The following is a 14,871-nucleotide window of genomic DNA, read 5'->3' as shown; positions in this document are numbered from 1 at the left end:
AGTGATTTCTACAGAACGAAGGACATCGTCGCCAGCAGCGCCGCCGCCCTCGTCAGTGAGCGGATGTATAATCCTACCCCCTCAAACAAGTCAACAACCTTTTGTCAGAAAACTGACATTTTCTTGTAACCGATTGATCGTGAACGATTTATTTGAAATCGTCAGGAAATCGGCGAAAGAAGGCTGCCCGGACCCTCGCTCACGTGAGGAGCGCGCGATCCGTCCGTAGAGTTGGTGAGCGTCGTCGCCGAATTCAAGATCCAAATTCGAGGGAAGGAGCGCCAACGCGCCCCTTCCCTCCCCCACCGAAAGCCTCAGAACGGGTAGTGCTGGCCGGCATCCTCAACGGTCACCCATCGCAGTGTCGTGAACTCGTTGATCGCCGCCTTGCCGCCGAACCGGCCGTAGCCGCTGCCCTTCACACCGCCGAACGGCATCTGTGCCTCGTCGGCAAGCGTCGGTCCGTTGATGTGACAAATCCCGGTCTCGAGCCGCTCGGCGATTTTTAGAGCGCGCTGGATGTCGCGACTGAAGACTGCGGAAGACAGGCCGTATTCGGTATCGTTGGCGATGCGGATCGCCTCTTCCTCTCCCGACACACGGATCACCGGTTTCACGGGACCGAAGGATTCCTCGGCATAGACCCGCATGCCGGGATGAACCCCGTCGATGACCGTGGCCTCGACCACCGAGCCCTGCCGCTTCCCGCCGGCGGCGACCTTCCCGCCCTTCTCGACGGCATCGGCGACCAGGGCTTCCATCTTCGTGGCGGCTTCCGGGCTCACCAGCGAACCGAGTACCACGTGACCGCGTGGATCGCCCGCGGGTAGCCGACTCGCACGGGCGGCGAGCTTTTCCACGAATTCGTCGGCGATCTTTTCGTCGACGATGAAGCGTTCCGTGGACATGCAGATCTGGCCCTGGTTCATGAAGGCACCGAAAACTGCGGCGTTCACCGCCCCGTCGATGTCGGCGTCGTCGAGCACGATGAGCGGTGCCTTCCCGCCGAGTTCGAGCAGCGCCGGCTTGAGATGCCGGCCGCAGAGCTCGCCGATGATCCGCCCGACACGCGTCGAGCCGGTGAAGTTCACACGCTTGACCTCGGGCGCAGCGATCAGCGCCTCGACGATCTCAGGAGCGTCCTCGGGTGCATTGGTGATGACGTTGACCACACCCTCCGGGAAACCGGCATCGATGAACACCTGTCCGATCAACACATGCAGGCCGGGGCATTGCTCCGACGCCTTGAGGATCACGGTGTTGCCGCAGGCGAGCGCCATCGCCACCGCGCGCGTGCCGAGAATGACCGGCGCATTCCAGGGCGCGATGCCGAGGCAAACCCCGACCGGCTGGCGGATCGCCATCGCAAGCGTTCCCGGCTTGTCGGACGGAATGATCTCACCGGAAATCTGGGTGGTCATGGCAGCCGCTTCGCGCAGCATGCTCGCCGCCAGCATGACGTTGAAGCCAGCCCAGGGTGCCGTGCCGCCGGTTTCGGCCGTCAATAGCGCGATAAAGTCCGGCGCCCTGGCGTCCATCGCATCGGCCGCTTTAATGAGCAGCGCCCGTCTCTGGCCGGGGCCGAGCTTCGACCAGGCCGGAAAGGCGGTGGATGCGGCCGCAACCGCGGCTCGGACGTCATCGAGCCCAGATGCGGGCGCGACGGAGGCCACCTCGCCGGTGAACGGGTCCCGCCGCTCGAAGGTCGCGCCGGACACCGCGTCGACGGATTTGCCGTTGATGATCTGCTGTATTCTCATGGTCGATCGTCTCCTCTCAGGATCGATGGTGAAACAGGGTGACGCGTAACGCGCCGTCACATCGGATAGGTCTCGCGGCGGCCGTTGACGGTGATCCAGCGCAGTTCGGTGAATGCATCTACCGCCTGCATGCCGCCGAAGCGGCCATGGCCACTCGCCTTCACACCTCCGAACGGGGCCTGTGGTTCGTCGGAAACGGTTGCGCCGTTGATGTGGCAGATGCCGGATTCGATCCGTCGTGCGATTTCCATCGCCCGTCCGACGTCCCGCCCGAAGACGGCCGCCGAAAGCCCGTACTGGGTGTCGTTGGCGATCGTGACTGCCTCGTCGACGTCCGCGGCACGGATGACGGCGGCGACCGGGCCGAAGCTCTCGTCACCGTAAAGACGCATCGCCGGCGTCACACCATCAAGCACGGTGGCGTCCATGAAACTGTCATGGCACGTTCCGCCGGCGAGGAGACGCGCTCCTTTCGAGAGCGCATCCTCCACCAGCCCACGAACCCGCTTTACCGCCTCAACACCGATCATCGAGCCGAGCGGGATCCCCGGCCGCGACGGATCCCCTGCCTTCAGGCCCGCCGCTCGCTTGACGAAAAGCGCGAGGAAATCCTCGGCGACCGGGTCGAGCACAATGATGCGCTCGGTCGCCATGCAGATTTGTCCCTGGTTGAAGAAGGCGCCGAAGACTGCCGCGTCGGCGGCGCGCTCGAGGTCGGCATCGTCCAGCACCACCATCGGCGCTTTGCCCCCGAGCTCGAGAAGACAGGGCTTCAGGTGTCGGGCCGCGACCTGTCCCACCAGTCGGCCGATCCGGGTGGACCCCGTGAAATTGACGCGGCGAACGGCGGGATGGGCGATCAGCACCTCGACGATCACCGCCGCGTCGGCCGGATCATTGCTGACGACATTGACGACGCCCGGCGGGAACCCGGCATCGCGCATGACCTCGCCGATCAGCCGATGCGTCTGGGGACAAAGCTCGGACGCCTTGAAGACGACGGTATTGCCGCAGGCGAGCGGCATGGCGATCGCCCGGAAGCCGAGGGTCACCGGCGCATTCCAGGGCGCGATCGCAAGGCAGACGCCCGCCGGCTGCCGAACGGCGAGCGACAACCGGCCAGTGACGGCGGAGGGCAATACCGCCCCGCTTACGGCCGTCGTCATGGAGGCTGCGTCGCGGATGATCTCGGCGCCGAGCGAGAGATTGAAGTCGCACCAGCCGCGGGTGGCTCCCGTTTCCGCTGTCATTGCGGCCGCAAAGTCGTCTGCGCGCGCCGACAATATGTCCGCTGCACGTTCAAGAAGCGTTCGGCGCTCGCCTGGGCCGGTCTCTGACCAGCGGGGAAAGGCGGTCGCCGCCGCATTCGCCGCCCGTTCGGCATCGGCGGTCGAGGCCGCCGCAGCGACGGTCACAATCTCTCCGGTCACCGGATTGCGCCGGAGGAACGTGGCCCCGCCTGCAGCATCCTCGTCGACGTTCCCGATCATCAGCCTGGCTTCGAACATGTCGATCACCCTTGGAAACCCGGATCCAAAACGGTTCTTCAGGGGAATCCGGGCGCAAGCCGGCCAATGCTCCGCCGTGCCCGCCAAGCCTCCTCCCAAAGGCATTGGAAAAGCTTAGGGGTTGGTCTGGGGGTTGAGAATGCGATTTTCTGGTGACATCATGCGATTTTCCGGTACCTGCCCAAAAAGGCGGACACCTGAGATCCGGAGCCGCGATGACCGACAGACACGCCATTCACCACAGATTGCGCTGCAGCTCGCTCGCCCCTGCCTTGGCGCGGCGGTCGATGCGCCTCACCGCGCCGCCTTACGGGCACTTCGTACACCTCCTCGTTCTTTCTACAGGGCAATGGAGACTGCGCTCACCGGCGCGCGACGACCTCGTCATCGGTCCCGCCGTCGCAATCCTGCCGCCGTGCGAGGATCTTTCCCTGATCGTCGACCCCGGTAGCGCCGGCCACCTGTTCGGGCTTGCGGGCGCGCTTCTTGCGGAGCTTGTCGAAGATCAACCGGAAGGCCACGGTCTCAAGCTTCTGCTGTCGCAGGAGATAGTTCGGCAGGACGTCGGGCGTACAGAGATCGAGGCTCTCGTCCCGTTGCTTCGGGGCCTCTCCGAGGAACTCGAGCGGGAACATCCATCCGTGATGGCGTCTTCCGCGTTTCTGCAGCTTCTCCTCCTGAGGATCTGGCGTCTCACCGGCGCCGATGACCTGCCTTTCGCCAGGCCCGCAAAAACCGGCGATATTCTCCAGCGTTTTCGCCACCTCGTCGAAAGCCACTTCGAGGAACAGAGACCGATCGGCTTCTACGCCGAGCAGCTGGGCATTACCGCGGATCGGCTGCATTCACTCTGCAGCAGGGCTCTCGGCAGGACACCGATCGAGCTCGTCCACGAACGCACGATCCGCGAAGCAAAGATCAAGCTCGAACGTTCTTCGCGGACCATCCACGGGATCGCGGAGAGCCTCGGTTTTCACGACCCGACCTACTTCAGTCACTTTTTCAAGCGAAAGACCGGCCTGTCGCCCGCCGCCTACCGGCAGAGCATCGTCGCAAGGGGCAACAGGACGGGACAGGAAGAACCGGCGAGCTATGCCGACTGGCCGTAACCGATCCGGCACAGTGGGTCGTGGTCGTAAACTCCCGCGAGCAGGGCCGCTACGCCGCCGAGTTTTTCACCGTGGTGAAGACGCAGTACACGCTCGCCTGACATGGTACGGCCGGGGGCAACCTCCCCGGCCGTTTTTCGCATGACGCGATTGAGGTGGCGTCAGCCCTTTGTGATCACGATCAGGGTCGTGAAGATCACCGGCACCGCGGTCAGGGCCGGCAGGATGATTGCCGGATAGCCGAAATAGGCGATCGCAAGAATCCAGACCAGGACCAGGTTGAGGATGAAGAGAAGCTTGGCCGTAGTCGGTCCGGTAAAGGCTTCCCTGAGCATCCATCCAAAGACCGGAACACTGAAGACCATTCTTGCAAGCATATCGGATTTCCTTCCTTCACGGGCAGCAGCCTTGACTTTCGTCAACCCACTAGACGCCGTGGAGAGGCGCCGCAATGCGGCATTTTGGCCCGTCTCCGTTCCTGACCGATTGCGCGCGTCCACGTCATCAACTATCACCGTGCGGTCTGCACAAGAAAAGCCAATGGTCACGACCGCAACGGTCCATCCCGCGTCGCTAATCGAACTGCAGGCGAATTCAAAACCAGCGATGGTTCCACCCGACGAAAGCGAAGTGGTGGATGAAAAGGGAATACGGTGAGGATTACCCATCAGGGGCCGAGACCGTAGCTGCCCCCGCAACTGTGAGCGGAGAGCGACGTCCAGCATGCCATTGGCCGGAAACGGCTGATAAGGCGGACCGAGCCGGGACCCGCGAGCCAGGAGACCTGCCATCGCTTCGGCCACGATTTCCGTGGCGTCTCAAGCAATTCCGCGCGGTGGGCGCGGAGGAAAGGCAATAGAATGCATATTGAAGTTGGAATTATCGATCCGGTTCGTATCGCCCTTGCGAACGCAGCCGCCCTCGGCGTCGTCGCATCCCAGCTGCCGGCCGTCGTGCGCAATCCGCTGGTCGTGCCGAAGACCCTCGTTTCGGCGGTGGTGTTTTCCGCCCTGATGCAGGCCTGGCACCTGCCGGTCGGTCCGTCCGAACTGCACCTCATCGGCGCGACCACCATCTACATGCTCTTCGGTTTTGCGCCGGCCATGCTCGGCTTCGCGCTCGGCCTCGTCCTGCAGGCTTTCCTGTTCGAACCGGGCGACATCCCGCATCTCGGGGTAAACGCCCTCTCGCTGATGGTGCCGATGATCGCGGTCCACTACAGCTTCGGCCGCCGGCTTTTCGACGCGAAGTTGCGCGACCGTTTCAACCTCGGCAAGGTCCTGCGCATCGACGCCGTCTATTATGCCGGCGTATCGGCGATGGTCGGCTTCTGGCTGATGATCTCCAACGACGCGGTCGCCTTCAGCGACTGGGCTACCTGGGTCGCCGCCTATTTCCCGGTCTTCGTCGTCGAAGCGTTCATCACCTTCACCGCCGTTTCGGTGATCAAGGGCCTGCGCGCCAACGGGTTGGTCTCCCGCATGACCGAGGTCGATCGCCTGACCTTCGCCTGAGACCGGCGGACGGCTGCCGTCTGTCACAAACCAAGAGAGCGCATGGTCGTCGGGCCCTGCGCTTTTTCTTTTGATAAGGGCTGGTCAAAGCGCCTTGGCTCTCCTTCCGCCGAAGGCCTCGCTTGACAAAACCCGGCGGTAAACTAAGGGTCCGGCGAGGACGACCGGCGTCCGTTCCATGACATCAGAAGGGCGAGGCCATTGCGCATTCTCTCCGAAGCCTATTTCCCCGAACTGCCGAACTACTATCGTGGCAAGGTTCGCGAAAACTACGATCTTCCGGACGGCCGGCGCATCATCATCTCTACCGACCGGCTGAGTGCCTTCGACCGCATTCTCACCTGCATTCCCTACAAGGGACAGGTGCTGACTCAGACAGCCCGCTACTGGTTCGAGCAAACGAAGGACATCTGTCCGAACCACGTGCTGGACTACCCTGACCCGAACGTGGTCGTCGGCAAGAAGCTCGACATCCTTCCCGTCGAGATCGTCGTGCGCGGATACCTCGCGGGAACGACGGGCACTTCCATCCTGACGCTCTACAAGGCCGGCCAGCGGGAGATGTACGGAATCCGACTGCCGGATGGCATGCGCGACAACCAGGTCCTGCCGCAGGCGATCATCACCCCGACAAGCAAGGCTTTCGACGGCGGCCACGACGAGCCGCTGACGCCGGAGCAGATCGTCTCGACCGGGCTTTTGACGCAGAAGCAATGGGACACGCTTTCGGATTACGCGCTGGCGCTCTTCGCCCGCGGCCAGAAGCTTGCCGCCGAACGCGGGCTCATCCTCGTCGACACCAAGTACGAGTTCGGCACCGACAAGGACGGCACCATCATCCTCGCCGACGAGATTCACACGCCGGACAGCAGCCGCTACTGGATCGCCGACAGTTATCCCGAACATTTCGAGAAGGGCGAACGTCCGGCGAGCTTCGACAAGGACTTCGTCCGGTCGTGGGTCGCCGAACGGTGCGATCCCTACAAGGACGAAATTCCGGAGATTCCGGCAAAACTGGTCGAGGACACCTCGAAGGTCTATATAAGGGCGTATGAGGCAATCACCGGCGAAACGTTCGTTCCGGACGACAGCGGAGAAACACCGCTGGCAAGGGTCCGCGCAAATCTCGATCGCTACTTTCCAAGGAGATGAGTAAAGCCTTGGCGATCGCGCCGAAAGAGGAAGGGCTCCCGTCGAGCAAGGCCGGCATGCGCACCGCGCGAAGCCCGCGCAAGCCGCGTCGCCCGGCCGCCGAGACGCGCGAGGACATCCTCAACACGGCCGAGGAACTGTTCCGCACCAAGGGCTTCACGAATGTCGCGATGGCGGACGTCGCCGCAGCGCTCGGAATGTCGCCGGCAAACGTGTTCAAGCACTTCCATTCGAAGACGCATCTCGTCGACGCCATTTCGGTCCGCCACCTCGAGGCAATGATCGACCGGCTCGCCCGGCCCGACGACCACAAGGCGCCGCCCGAGCGCCTCCTCCTCTTCGTCGAACAGTTGATGGAAAGCCACCTCCGGGATCTGCAGAAGAGCCCACACATCTTCGAGATGATCGTCTTCTCGGCGGGCCAGGAACTGCCCTGCGCCGAGCAGTACCGCGAGATGCTGATCGACGACATTGCCCAGATCATCGATGCGGGCGTCGAAAGCGGCATCTACCACGTGAAGGATAGCCGTAAGACCGCGGAAATTGCGACTATGGCACTGGCCTGCGTGCTCCATCCGGTATTGATCGCCAAGGAGAAGGCCGACATATTGGCAACACGTTGCCGTGAAGTTGTGGCTCTGATCGATACCGCATTGCAAAATCCGCTTGCAAAGTGACGATACTCTTCTTACGTCACTTCGCATCACCTCCCGTCCAGTGACGAGAGGACGACGTGGAATTATGCTGTCGCCAGCCCTTGTCCGGGATGAACACGGCCTACGAAAAACTGACGCTTGCTAATTTTTGTCGGCCCTGCCGATCCCCCCGTGCACGCCTCTTTTCGGAAAGAACCGATGTCCAGACGTTTTCTGCTGCCTTCTCTTCTTCTGCTCGTCACCGCCACACTGGCGGGCTGCAACGATTCCGGTGATCAGAAGGCCGGAGCTGGCGCGGGGGCGGAGCGTCCGCCGTCGCCGGTCAGCGTCGTCATCATGAAGAAGGCCGAACAACCACTGACGACGGTCCTGCCGGGGCGCGCCGATGCCTTCCAGACTGCGGCAATCCGTCCGCGCGTGAGCGGCGTCATCAAGGAAATCGCCTTCAGGGAAGGCAGCGAGGTCAAGCAGGGCGATCTTCTCTACAAGATCGAGGACGATACCTACCGCGCCGAAGTCGCCCAGGCGAAGGCGAGCCTCGCCAAGGCCGAGGCGAGCGTTCCAAGCGCAGAGGCGAACCTCGCCCGCTACGAGCGGCTGGTCGGAAGCGGCGCAACCCAGATCGAATTCGAGAACGCGAAGGTGACGCTGTTGCAGGCGCAGGCCGACGTCGCCCAGGCAAAAGCCGCCCTCAACGCCGCCGAGATCAACCTCGACCTCACCGAGATCGAGGCTCCGTTCGAAGGCGTGACGAGTGCCTCCGCCTTCTCGATCGGCAACGTGGTGACCGCCAATCAGGCGGAAACACTGATGACCCTTCGCCGGCTGGACCCGATCTATATCGAACTCACCGAATCGAGCGCCAACCTGCTGAGGCTGCGTGAGGCGATCGAGGCCGGCCGGGTGAGCCAGGAGGGCGGCACGATCGCCGACATCCGGCTGACGCTCGAGGACGGCACGCAGTATCCTCTTGTCGGCAAGCTCGACATGTCGGAAATGGCCGTCAGCGAAACCACCGGCACCTTCTCAATCCGCGCCCTCTTCGACAATCCCGACAACCTCATCCTGCCGGGTATGTATGTCCGTGCGACCGTGGTCGTCGGCAAGGAGGGCGGCTATCTCATTCCCCAGCGCGCCGCGACCCGCAACGCCCGCGGCGAAGTGACGGCGAAGTTCGTGAACGCCCAAAACATCGTCGAGACACGGACGTTCGCCCACAGCCAGGTTTCCGGCAACAACTGGCTGGTCTCGGAAGGAATCAACGACGGCGACAAGCTGATCGTCGACGGCTTCCAGTGGATCGGTGACGGCGCCCCCGTCCAGCCGGTCGAGGCGACCGTCGACGAACAGGGACTTGTCATCGAAAAGAGCCCGGCGCCTGCCGGCGCTCCGGCGGCCAAGCCATGAACACGCGACAGCCAGGACAAACAGGCGTTAAGGGGTAACCAATGGCCAAGTTTTTCATCCGTCGCCCGGTCTTTGCTTGGGTGATCGCGATCATCATCATGCTGGGCGGCGCACTGGCGATTTCAACACTGTCGATCGCGCAATATCCGGAAATCGCCCCGACGACCGTGCGTATCGAAGCCCATTACAGCGGTGCGAGCGCGGAAACCGTCGAGAAGTCGGTGACCTCGATCATCGAGGACGGCATGACCGGCCTCGACGACCTCACCTACATGACCTCGACGTCGAGCACCGGCTCCTCCTCGGTCTCCCTGACCTTCGGCAACGAGATCGATCCGGACATCGCGCAGGTACAGGTGCAGAACAAGCTGCAACTCGTGCAGTCGCAGCTTCCCGACGTCGTGCAGACCGCCGGTATCTCGGTCACCCGCTCGACCTCGAGCATCCTGCTCGTCGGCGCGCTGGTTTCGACTGACGGCAGCCGCAGCTCCGTCGATCTCGGCGACATCTTCTCGACCCAGATCGAGGACCAGATCAAGCGCCTCGAAGGCGTCGGCAGCATCAATATCTTCGGCTCGGGCTATGCGATGCGCATCTGGCTCGACCCTTTCAAGCTCAACAAGTTCCAATTGACCCCAAGCGACGTGACGACGGCAATCAAGGCGCAGAACACCCAGGTTTCGGTGGGTGCCCTCGGTGGCGAGCCGGCCGTCAAGGGCCAGCAGCTGAACGTGACCGTCACGGCGCAGAGCCAGCTTCGCACGGTCTCCGACTTCGAATCGATCATCCTCAAGGTCGAGACGGATGGTGCGACGGTTCGCCTGAGCGACGTCGCCCGCATCGAGATCGGGCAGGAATCCTACGGCACGGACACCCGCGCGAACCGCAAGCCGGCGACCGGTTTTGCCGTCAACCTCGCCACCGGTGCGAACGCCATCGACACGGCCGACCGTGTGAAGACCGCGCTCGCCGGGATCGGCCCTTCGCTTCCCGAGGGGGTCGAGATCACCTATCCCTATGACACCACGCCCTTCGTGGAGCTCTCGATCGAGAAGGTGGTCCACACGCTGATCGAAGCGATCGTCCTCGTCTTCTTCGTCCTGCTGATCTTCCTGCAGAACCTGCGTGCGACCTTCATTCCGATGATCGCCGTTCCGGTCGTGCTGCTCGGCACCTTCGGGATCCTGGCGCTGACCGGCTACTCGATCAATACGCTGACGATGTTCGCCATGGTGCTGGCGATCGGCCTCCTAGTGGACGACGCGATCGTCGTCGTCGAGAACGTCGAGCGCATCATGTCGGAGGAAGGCCTCTCGCCGCTCGAGGCGACCGAGAAGTCGATGGGCCAAATCACCGGCGCCATCGTCGGCATCGCCCTCGTCCTTACCGCCGTGTTCATCCCTATGGCGTTCTTCGGAGGTTCCACCGGGATCATCTACCGGCAGTTCTCCATCACCATTGTCTCGGCAATGCTGCTTTCCGCCCTCGTCGCCATCGTGCTGACGCCGGCGCTCTGCGCCACGATCCTGAAGCCGATCGACCACACGAAGAAGGGCCGCGGTCCGTCCGCCTGGTTCAACCGGAACTTCGATCGCACCAATCGTGGCTATGTCGCGACCATCGGCTACCTGCTGAAGCGGCCGCTGCGGGTCCTCGTGGCCTTCGCCGTCGTCATCGCCGGCTGCGCCTGGCTGTTCACCCGCCTGCCATCCTCCTTCCTGCCGCAGGAAGACCAGGGCGTGCTGATGACCATCATCCAGCTGCCGAACGGTGCAACGACCGATCGAACCCTGGAAGTGATCAAGAAGGTCGAGAACCACTTCATCGACAACGAAAAGGACGCGATCCAGGACGTATTCGCCGTCTCGGGCTTCTCGTTCACCGGGTCGGGTCAGAACTACGGCATCGTGTTCGCCAAGATGAAGGATTTCAGCCTGCGCACCGATCCGCAGCTCTCGGCTGCCGCCGTCGTGCAGCGCGCGATGGGCTATTTCTTCACCTTGCGCGACGCCCAGGTCTTCCCGCTGCAGCCACCGGCAATCCAGGGCCTCGGCAACTCCTCCGGCTTCTCGATGTACCTCGTCGACAGCGGCAAGAACGGAACGGACGCACTGACCACCGCCTCGAAGCAGCTGCTGCAGCTCGGAAACAGCAACCCGGCCATCAGCTCACTGCGCTCGAACAGCCCCGACGCCGAAAACCAGATGAAGATCCTGCTGGACCAGGAGAAGATGGGCGCGATGGGTCTCGACATCGCCACGGTCAACTCCATGCTCTCGACGATCTTCGCCGGCAGCGACGTCAACGACTTCACGCTCAACAACGAGCTGAAGCCGGTCTACGTCCAGGGCGATGCCCCTTACCGCATGCAGGTCGACGACATCGATCACTGGTATGCCCGCAACGGCAAGGGCGAGATGGTACCGTTCTCCGCCTTCAGCAATGTCGAATGGGTGAGCGGCGCTCCGACGCTGGCGCGCTTCAACGGGGTGAGCGCCATATCGCTCGATGGTGCCGGCGGTGCCGGTGTCAGCTCCGGAACGGCGATGGACACGATGGAACAGCTGACGTCGCAGCTCGGCGGCGGCTACACCGTCGCCTGGCAGGGAATCTCCTACCAGGAACGGCTTTCCGGATCGCAGGCGCCGATGCTCTATGCGCTCTCCATCCTCATCGTCTTCCTATGCCTTGCGGCCCTCTACGAAAGCTGGTCGATCCCCTTCTCGGTCATCATGGCCGTACCCGTCGGCGTGCTCGGCGCATTGACGGCCGCCCATTTCCTCGGCCAGTCCAACGACGTCTATTTCAAGGTGGGGCTGCTGACGACCATCGGCCTCGCGGCGAAGAACGCGATCCTGATCGTGGAGTTTGCCAGAGAACGGCAAGCACACGGTGTTTCGCTCATCGACGCCACGCTCGAAGCAGCCCGACTGCGTCTTCGCCCGATCATCATGACGTCGCTCGCCTTCATCCTCGGCGTCGTCCCGCTGGCCGTCGCGACCGGCGCCGGTTCCGCCGCCCAGAACTCGATCGGGATCGGCGTTCTCGGTGGCATGCTCGCGGCGACGGGGCTCGGCATCTTCTTCGTGCCGTCTTTCTTCGTCATCGTCCGCCGGCTCGTCATCCGTGCAAAAGGACAAGAGGCCCTGTCATGAGAGACGCGGACTTGCTAATCTCCCCAAATCACCGGGGTCGATTCTACCGGAAATGAACAAGCACTGGCGGCGGGGGGCCGCGGTCGTTCCCGACCTCTCCCGCGCCGACAACACGAGTGTATTCACAGGATCACACAATGAAATCCATTCGCGTAGCCGCGCCACTTGCCATGCTTTTCCTCGCCGGATGCGTTTCCGGCCCCGAGCATACGCCACCTGAAACGCCGTTGCCGCAGAAGTTCGGCGAAGGCAGTACTAAGAGCACGGGCGACGTCACCATGGCGCCATGGTGGACCGCCTTCAACGACCGTCGCCTCGACGGCCTTGTCCAGCAGGGTCTCTCGCAGAACCTCGACATCCTGCAGGCGATGGAACGCATCACGGCAGCGGAAGCAAATGTCGTCGTCGCCGGTTCCGGTGCCCTGCCGAACCTCACCGGCTCCGCCGACGAAACGGTAAGCCGCACCAAAGGCACGGACGATTACGCCAGCCGTACCACCGACACGACCTCGACGGCGAGCGGCGGGCTCAGCATCTCCTGGCTTCTCGACCTGTTCGGCCAGTACAAGCGCGCCAAGGAAAGCGCAGAGGCCTCCGTGGACGCAGCCTATGCCAGCGCCGACGTCGCGAGGCTCGCCTACCTTTCGGATCTCGCCACCTCCTACATCAACGCCCGTTACTACCAGGAGCGGCTGGCGATCGCCCGCAAGAACATCGCCTCGCGTCGGGAAACGCTGGAACTCACCAAGCTGCAGCTGGAAGCCGGCGCCGCCTCGCGCCTCGACGTGGTCCAGGCCGAAGGTCTGGTTAACTCGACGCTTTCCGAACTTCCGGGCTACGAGACCAACTTCCGCAAGGCCGCGCACCACATTGCAACGCTGCTCGGATTGCCGGCCTCCGCGCTCGTTTCCGATCTGCAGAAGGGCGCCCCGCAGCCCGTCGCCCACCGCAGCGTGAATGCCGGCGTGCCGGCCGACCTGATCCGCAACCGCCCGGATATTCGCCAGGCGGAACGCAATCTCGCGTCGGCGGTTGCCGAAATCGGCGTCGCCGAAGCCCAGCTCTATCCGACGATTACCCTCGGAGGTGCGATCACCCCGTCGCTCCTGTCGACCAAGTCCCTGGCCGGCAGCGTCACGTCCTGGAGCTTCGGTCCGAGCCTCACCCTGCCGATCCTCGACGGCGGACGCCTGCGGGCCAATGTCGACATCGCCAACTCGAGCGCGCGCGAACAGTATCTCGCCTGGAAGGCGACCGTGCTGAATGCCGTCGAGGAAGTGGAGAATGCGCTTGCGGCGGTCAACCGCGACAGCCGGACGGTGAGTGCGCTGACGGCAACCGTCCGCTCCTACGAGGAAGCGCTGTCGCTTTCGACGGCGAGCTACAAGGACGGTGCGTCCTCGCTACTCGACGTTCTCGATGCACAGCGCTCGGTCGCGACCGCGCAGGCGAACCTCGCCCAGGCGGTGCAGCAGATGGCCGCCGACTACGTCGCCCTCAACGTCGCGATCGGCGGCGGCTACGCCTTCGACCAGCCGGTGAAGGTTGCGGCCAAGAAGTAAGCCGGAGCGCCACACGGAAACACGTTTCGACACCCGGCAACCCCGAGCGGTTGCCGGGTGTTTCTGTCTTCAGCCGAGGCGCTCAGAAGGTCGCGGGCGTGTTGATCCAGATGAGCACCGTTTCGCCGTCGAAGCTGTTTCGCCAAGAATGCGGCCTGCGGCTTTCGAAATAGAAACTGTCGCCGGCATGGAGATCGAAGAACTGGTCGCCATCAAGGATGATGGCAAGGCTCCCGGCAAGGACGTGGATGAATTCCTCGCCCTCGTGCTGATAGGCGCCTTCGCTCGACGCGCCGGGTGCCAGCTGAAACCGATGGCACTCCATCATGTTGTTGCCCTCGGCGAGCGTCTGGATCGTGACGCCGGAGGCGGTCGTGGGCCAGCTCGGCCATTTGCCTTCGCGGATCAGCGACTCCCGCGCATTCCGCTTCTCCCGCCCGCCGAGCGAGGCAATCGTCGTGCCGAGGCATGTGGCGACCGCATGCAGGGCGGTGAAGGAAAGCCCCTGTGATGTCCGCTCGAAAGTCGAAAGCTGGGAAATGGAAACCTCGGTCGCCTGCGCGACGGCCTCGAGCGTCTTGCCCGCCTGCCGGCGCAGATGCCGGACCTTGAGGCCGATCGGCATCTCTCCCCCGTCTTCCGCCGGCTCGCCGGAAGGGCCGCTCTCGACGTCCTCCTCTTCGGCCACACCCTCTTCTGGCAGCGTCTCGCGGATCGCCGCGGGGTTGAGGCCTTTCTCGCTGCGGAGCCAGGCGATGGTCTTCAACCGTTCGACGAGATCATGGTCATAGAGTCGTTGCCCCGACGGTGTACGGATCGGCCGTATGAGCTCCTGTGTCTCCCAAAGCCGTAGGGTGGACGGGGAAACCCCCGCCATCCGTGCGGCCTCGGCAATCCTGAAGCGGATTTCGTCCATGGGGATCGGGCTCCATTTCCCGGTGTCGCTGCCATGCGTGATAATTGCGATAAAGCATATTGCAAGTCTACAGAAAAAATGTAGGAAATATTGCAGCCTTGCGATCACCCACAGGCCGCGTCGAAGGCCAAA

The 14,871-nt window shown here is 63.2% G+C and carries 11 protein-coding genes and 1 riboswitch; of the genes, 7 read left to right on the top strand and 4 right to left on the bottom strand.

Annotated elements, in window-relative coordinates:
- Window positions 1-314: 314 nt before the first annotated feature.
- Both EUU22_RS02070 and EUU22_RS02065 read right to left on the bottom strand, forming a co-directional pair.
- Entirely contained in the window at window positions 315-1,760 is a 1,446-nt protein-coding gene (locus EUU22_RS02070; protein ID WP_129330455.1) for an aldehyde dehydrogenase, read from the bottom strand.
- A gap of 56 nt (window positions 1,761-1,816) precedes the next feature.
- Window positions 1,817-3,268 (bottom strand): aldehyde dehydrogenase, encoded by a 1,452-nt coding sequence (locus tag EUU22_RS02065; protein WP_129330454.1) that lies wholly within the window; start codon window positions 3,266-3,268, stop codon window positions 1,817-1,819.
- Between the two features lie 215 nt (window positions 3,269-3,483).
- Here EUU22_RS02065 and EUU22_RS02060 point away from each other — a divergent pair, with 215 nt between their 5' ends.
- Window positions 3,484-4,377, top strand: a complete 894-nt coding sequence (locus EUU22_RS02060; RefSeq protein WP_129330453.1) for a helix-turn-helix transcriptional regulator — start codon at window positions 3,484-3,486, stop codon at window positions 4,375-4,377.
- A gap of 161 nt (window positions 4,378-4,538) precedes the next feature.
- Here EUU22_RS02060 and EUU22_RS02055 read toward each other — a convergent pair whose 3' ends face one another.
- The gene (locus EUU22_RS02055) at window positions 4,539-4,754 is read right to left on the bottom strand and encodes a hypothetical protein (protein WP_129330452.1); all 216 of its coding nucleotides are present in this window, start codon (window positions 4,752-4,754) and stop codon (window positions 4,539-4,541) included.
- Between the two features lie 213 nt (window positions 4,755-4,967).
- Window positions 4,968-5,183, top strand: a riboswitch (cobalamin riboswitch).
- A gap of 54 nt (window positions 5,184-5,237) precedes the next feature.
- Here EUU22_RS02055 and EUU22_RS02050 point away from each other — a divergent pair.
- From EUU22_RS02050 to EUU22_RS02025, 6 genes are all read left to right on the top strand, one after another.
- Window positions 5,238-5,891 carry an energy-coupling factor ABC transporter permease gene (locus EUU22_RS02050; RefSeq protein WP_129330451.1) on the top strand — a complete coding sequence of 218 codons (654 nt, stop codon included), beginning with the start codon at window positions 5,238-5,240 and terminating at the stop codon, window positions 5,889-5,891.
- Window positions 5,892-6,092: 201 nt separating this feature from the next.
- Complete coding sequence (locus tag EUU22_RS02045) at window positions 6,093-7,043, top strand: phosphoribosylaminoimidazolesuccinocarboxamide synthase (RefSeq protein ID WP_129330450.1); 951 nt, start codon at window positions 6,093-6,095, stop codon at window positions 7,041-7,043.
- An 8-nt stretch (window positions 7,044-7,051) separates the two neighbouring features.
- Entirely contained in the window at window positions 7,052-7,720 is a 669-nt protein-coding gene (locus EUU22_RS02040) for a TetR/AcrR family transcriptional regulator (protein WP_280956457.1), read from the top strand.
- A gap of 177 nt (window positions 7,721-7,897) precedes the next feature.
- A complete protein-coding gene (locus tag EUU22_RS02035; protein ID WP_129330449.1) occupies window positions 7,898-9,106 on the top strand; it encodes an efflux RND transporter periplasmic adaptor subunit in 1,209 nt (402 codons plus the stop codon).
- A 41-nt stretch (window positions 9,107-9,147) separates the two neighbouring features.
- Window positions 9,148-12,261: an efflux RND transporter permease subunit gene (locus tag EUU22_RS02030; RefSeq protein WP_129330448.1), complete on the top strand. Its 3,114-nt coding sequence runs from the start codon at window positions 9,148-9,150 to the stop codon at window positions 12,259-12,261.
- A 137-nt stretch (window positions 12,262-12,398) separates the two neighbouring features.
- A complete protein-coding gene (locus EUU22_RS02025; RefSeq protein ID WP_129330447.1) occupies window positions 12,399-13,823 on the top strand; it encodes an efflux transporter outer membrane subunit in 1,425 nt (474 codons plus the stop codon).
- An 82-nt stretch (window positions 13,824-13,905) separates the two neighbouring features.
- On the opposite strand, the gene EUU22_RS02020 is transcribed toward EUU22_RS02025, so the two are convergent.
- Complete coding sequence (locus EUU22_RS02020) at window positions 13,906-14,739, bottom strand: MerR family transcriptional regulator (protein ID WP_129330446.1); 834 nt, start codon at window positions 14,737-14,739, stop codon at window positions 13,906-13,908.
- Window positions 14,740-14,871: the final 132 nt, after the last annotated feature.

This window comes from Ciceribacter ferrooxidans (assembly GCF_004137355.1).
Taxonomy (GTDB): Bacteria; Pseudomonadota; Alphaproteobacteria; order Rhizobiales; family Rhizobiaceae; genus Allorhizobium; species Allorhizobium ferrooxidans.
This window is presented reverse-complemented; position numbering and strand designations above follow the sequence as displayed.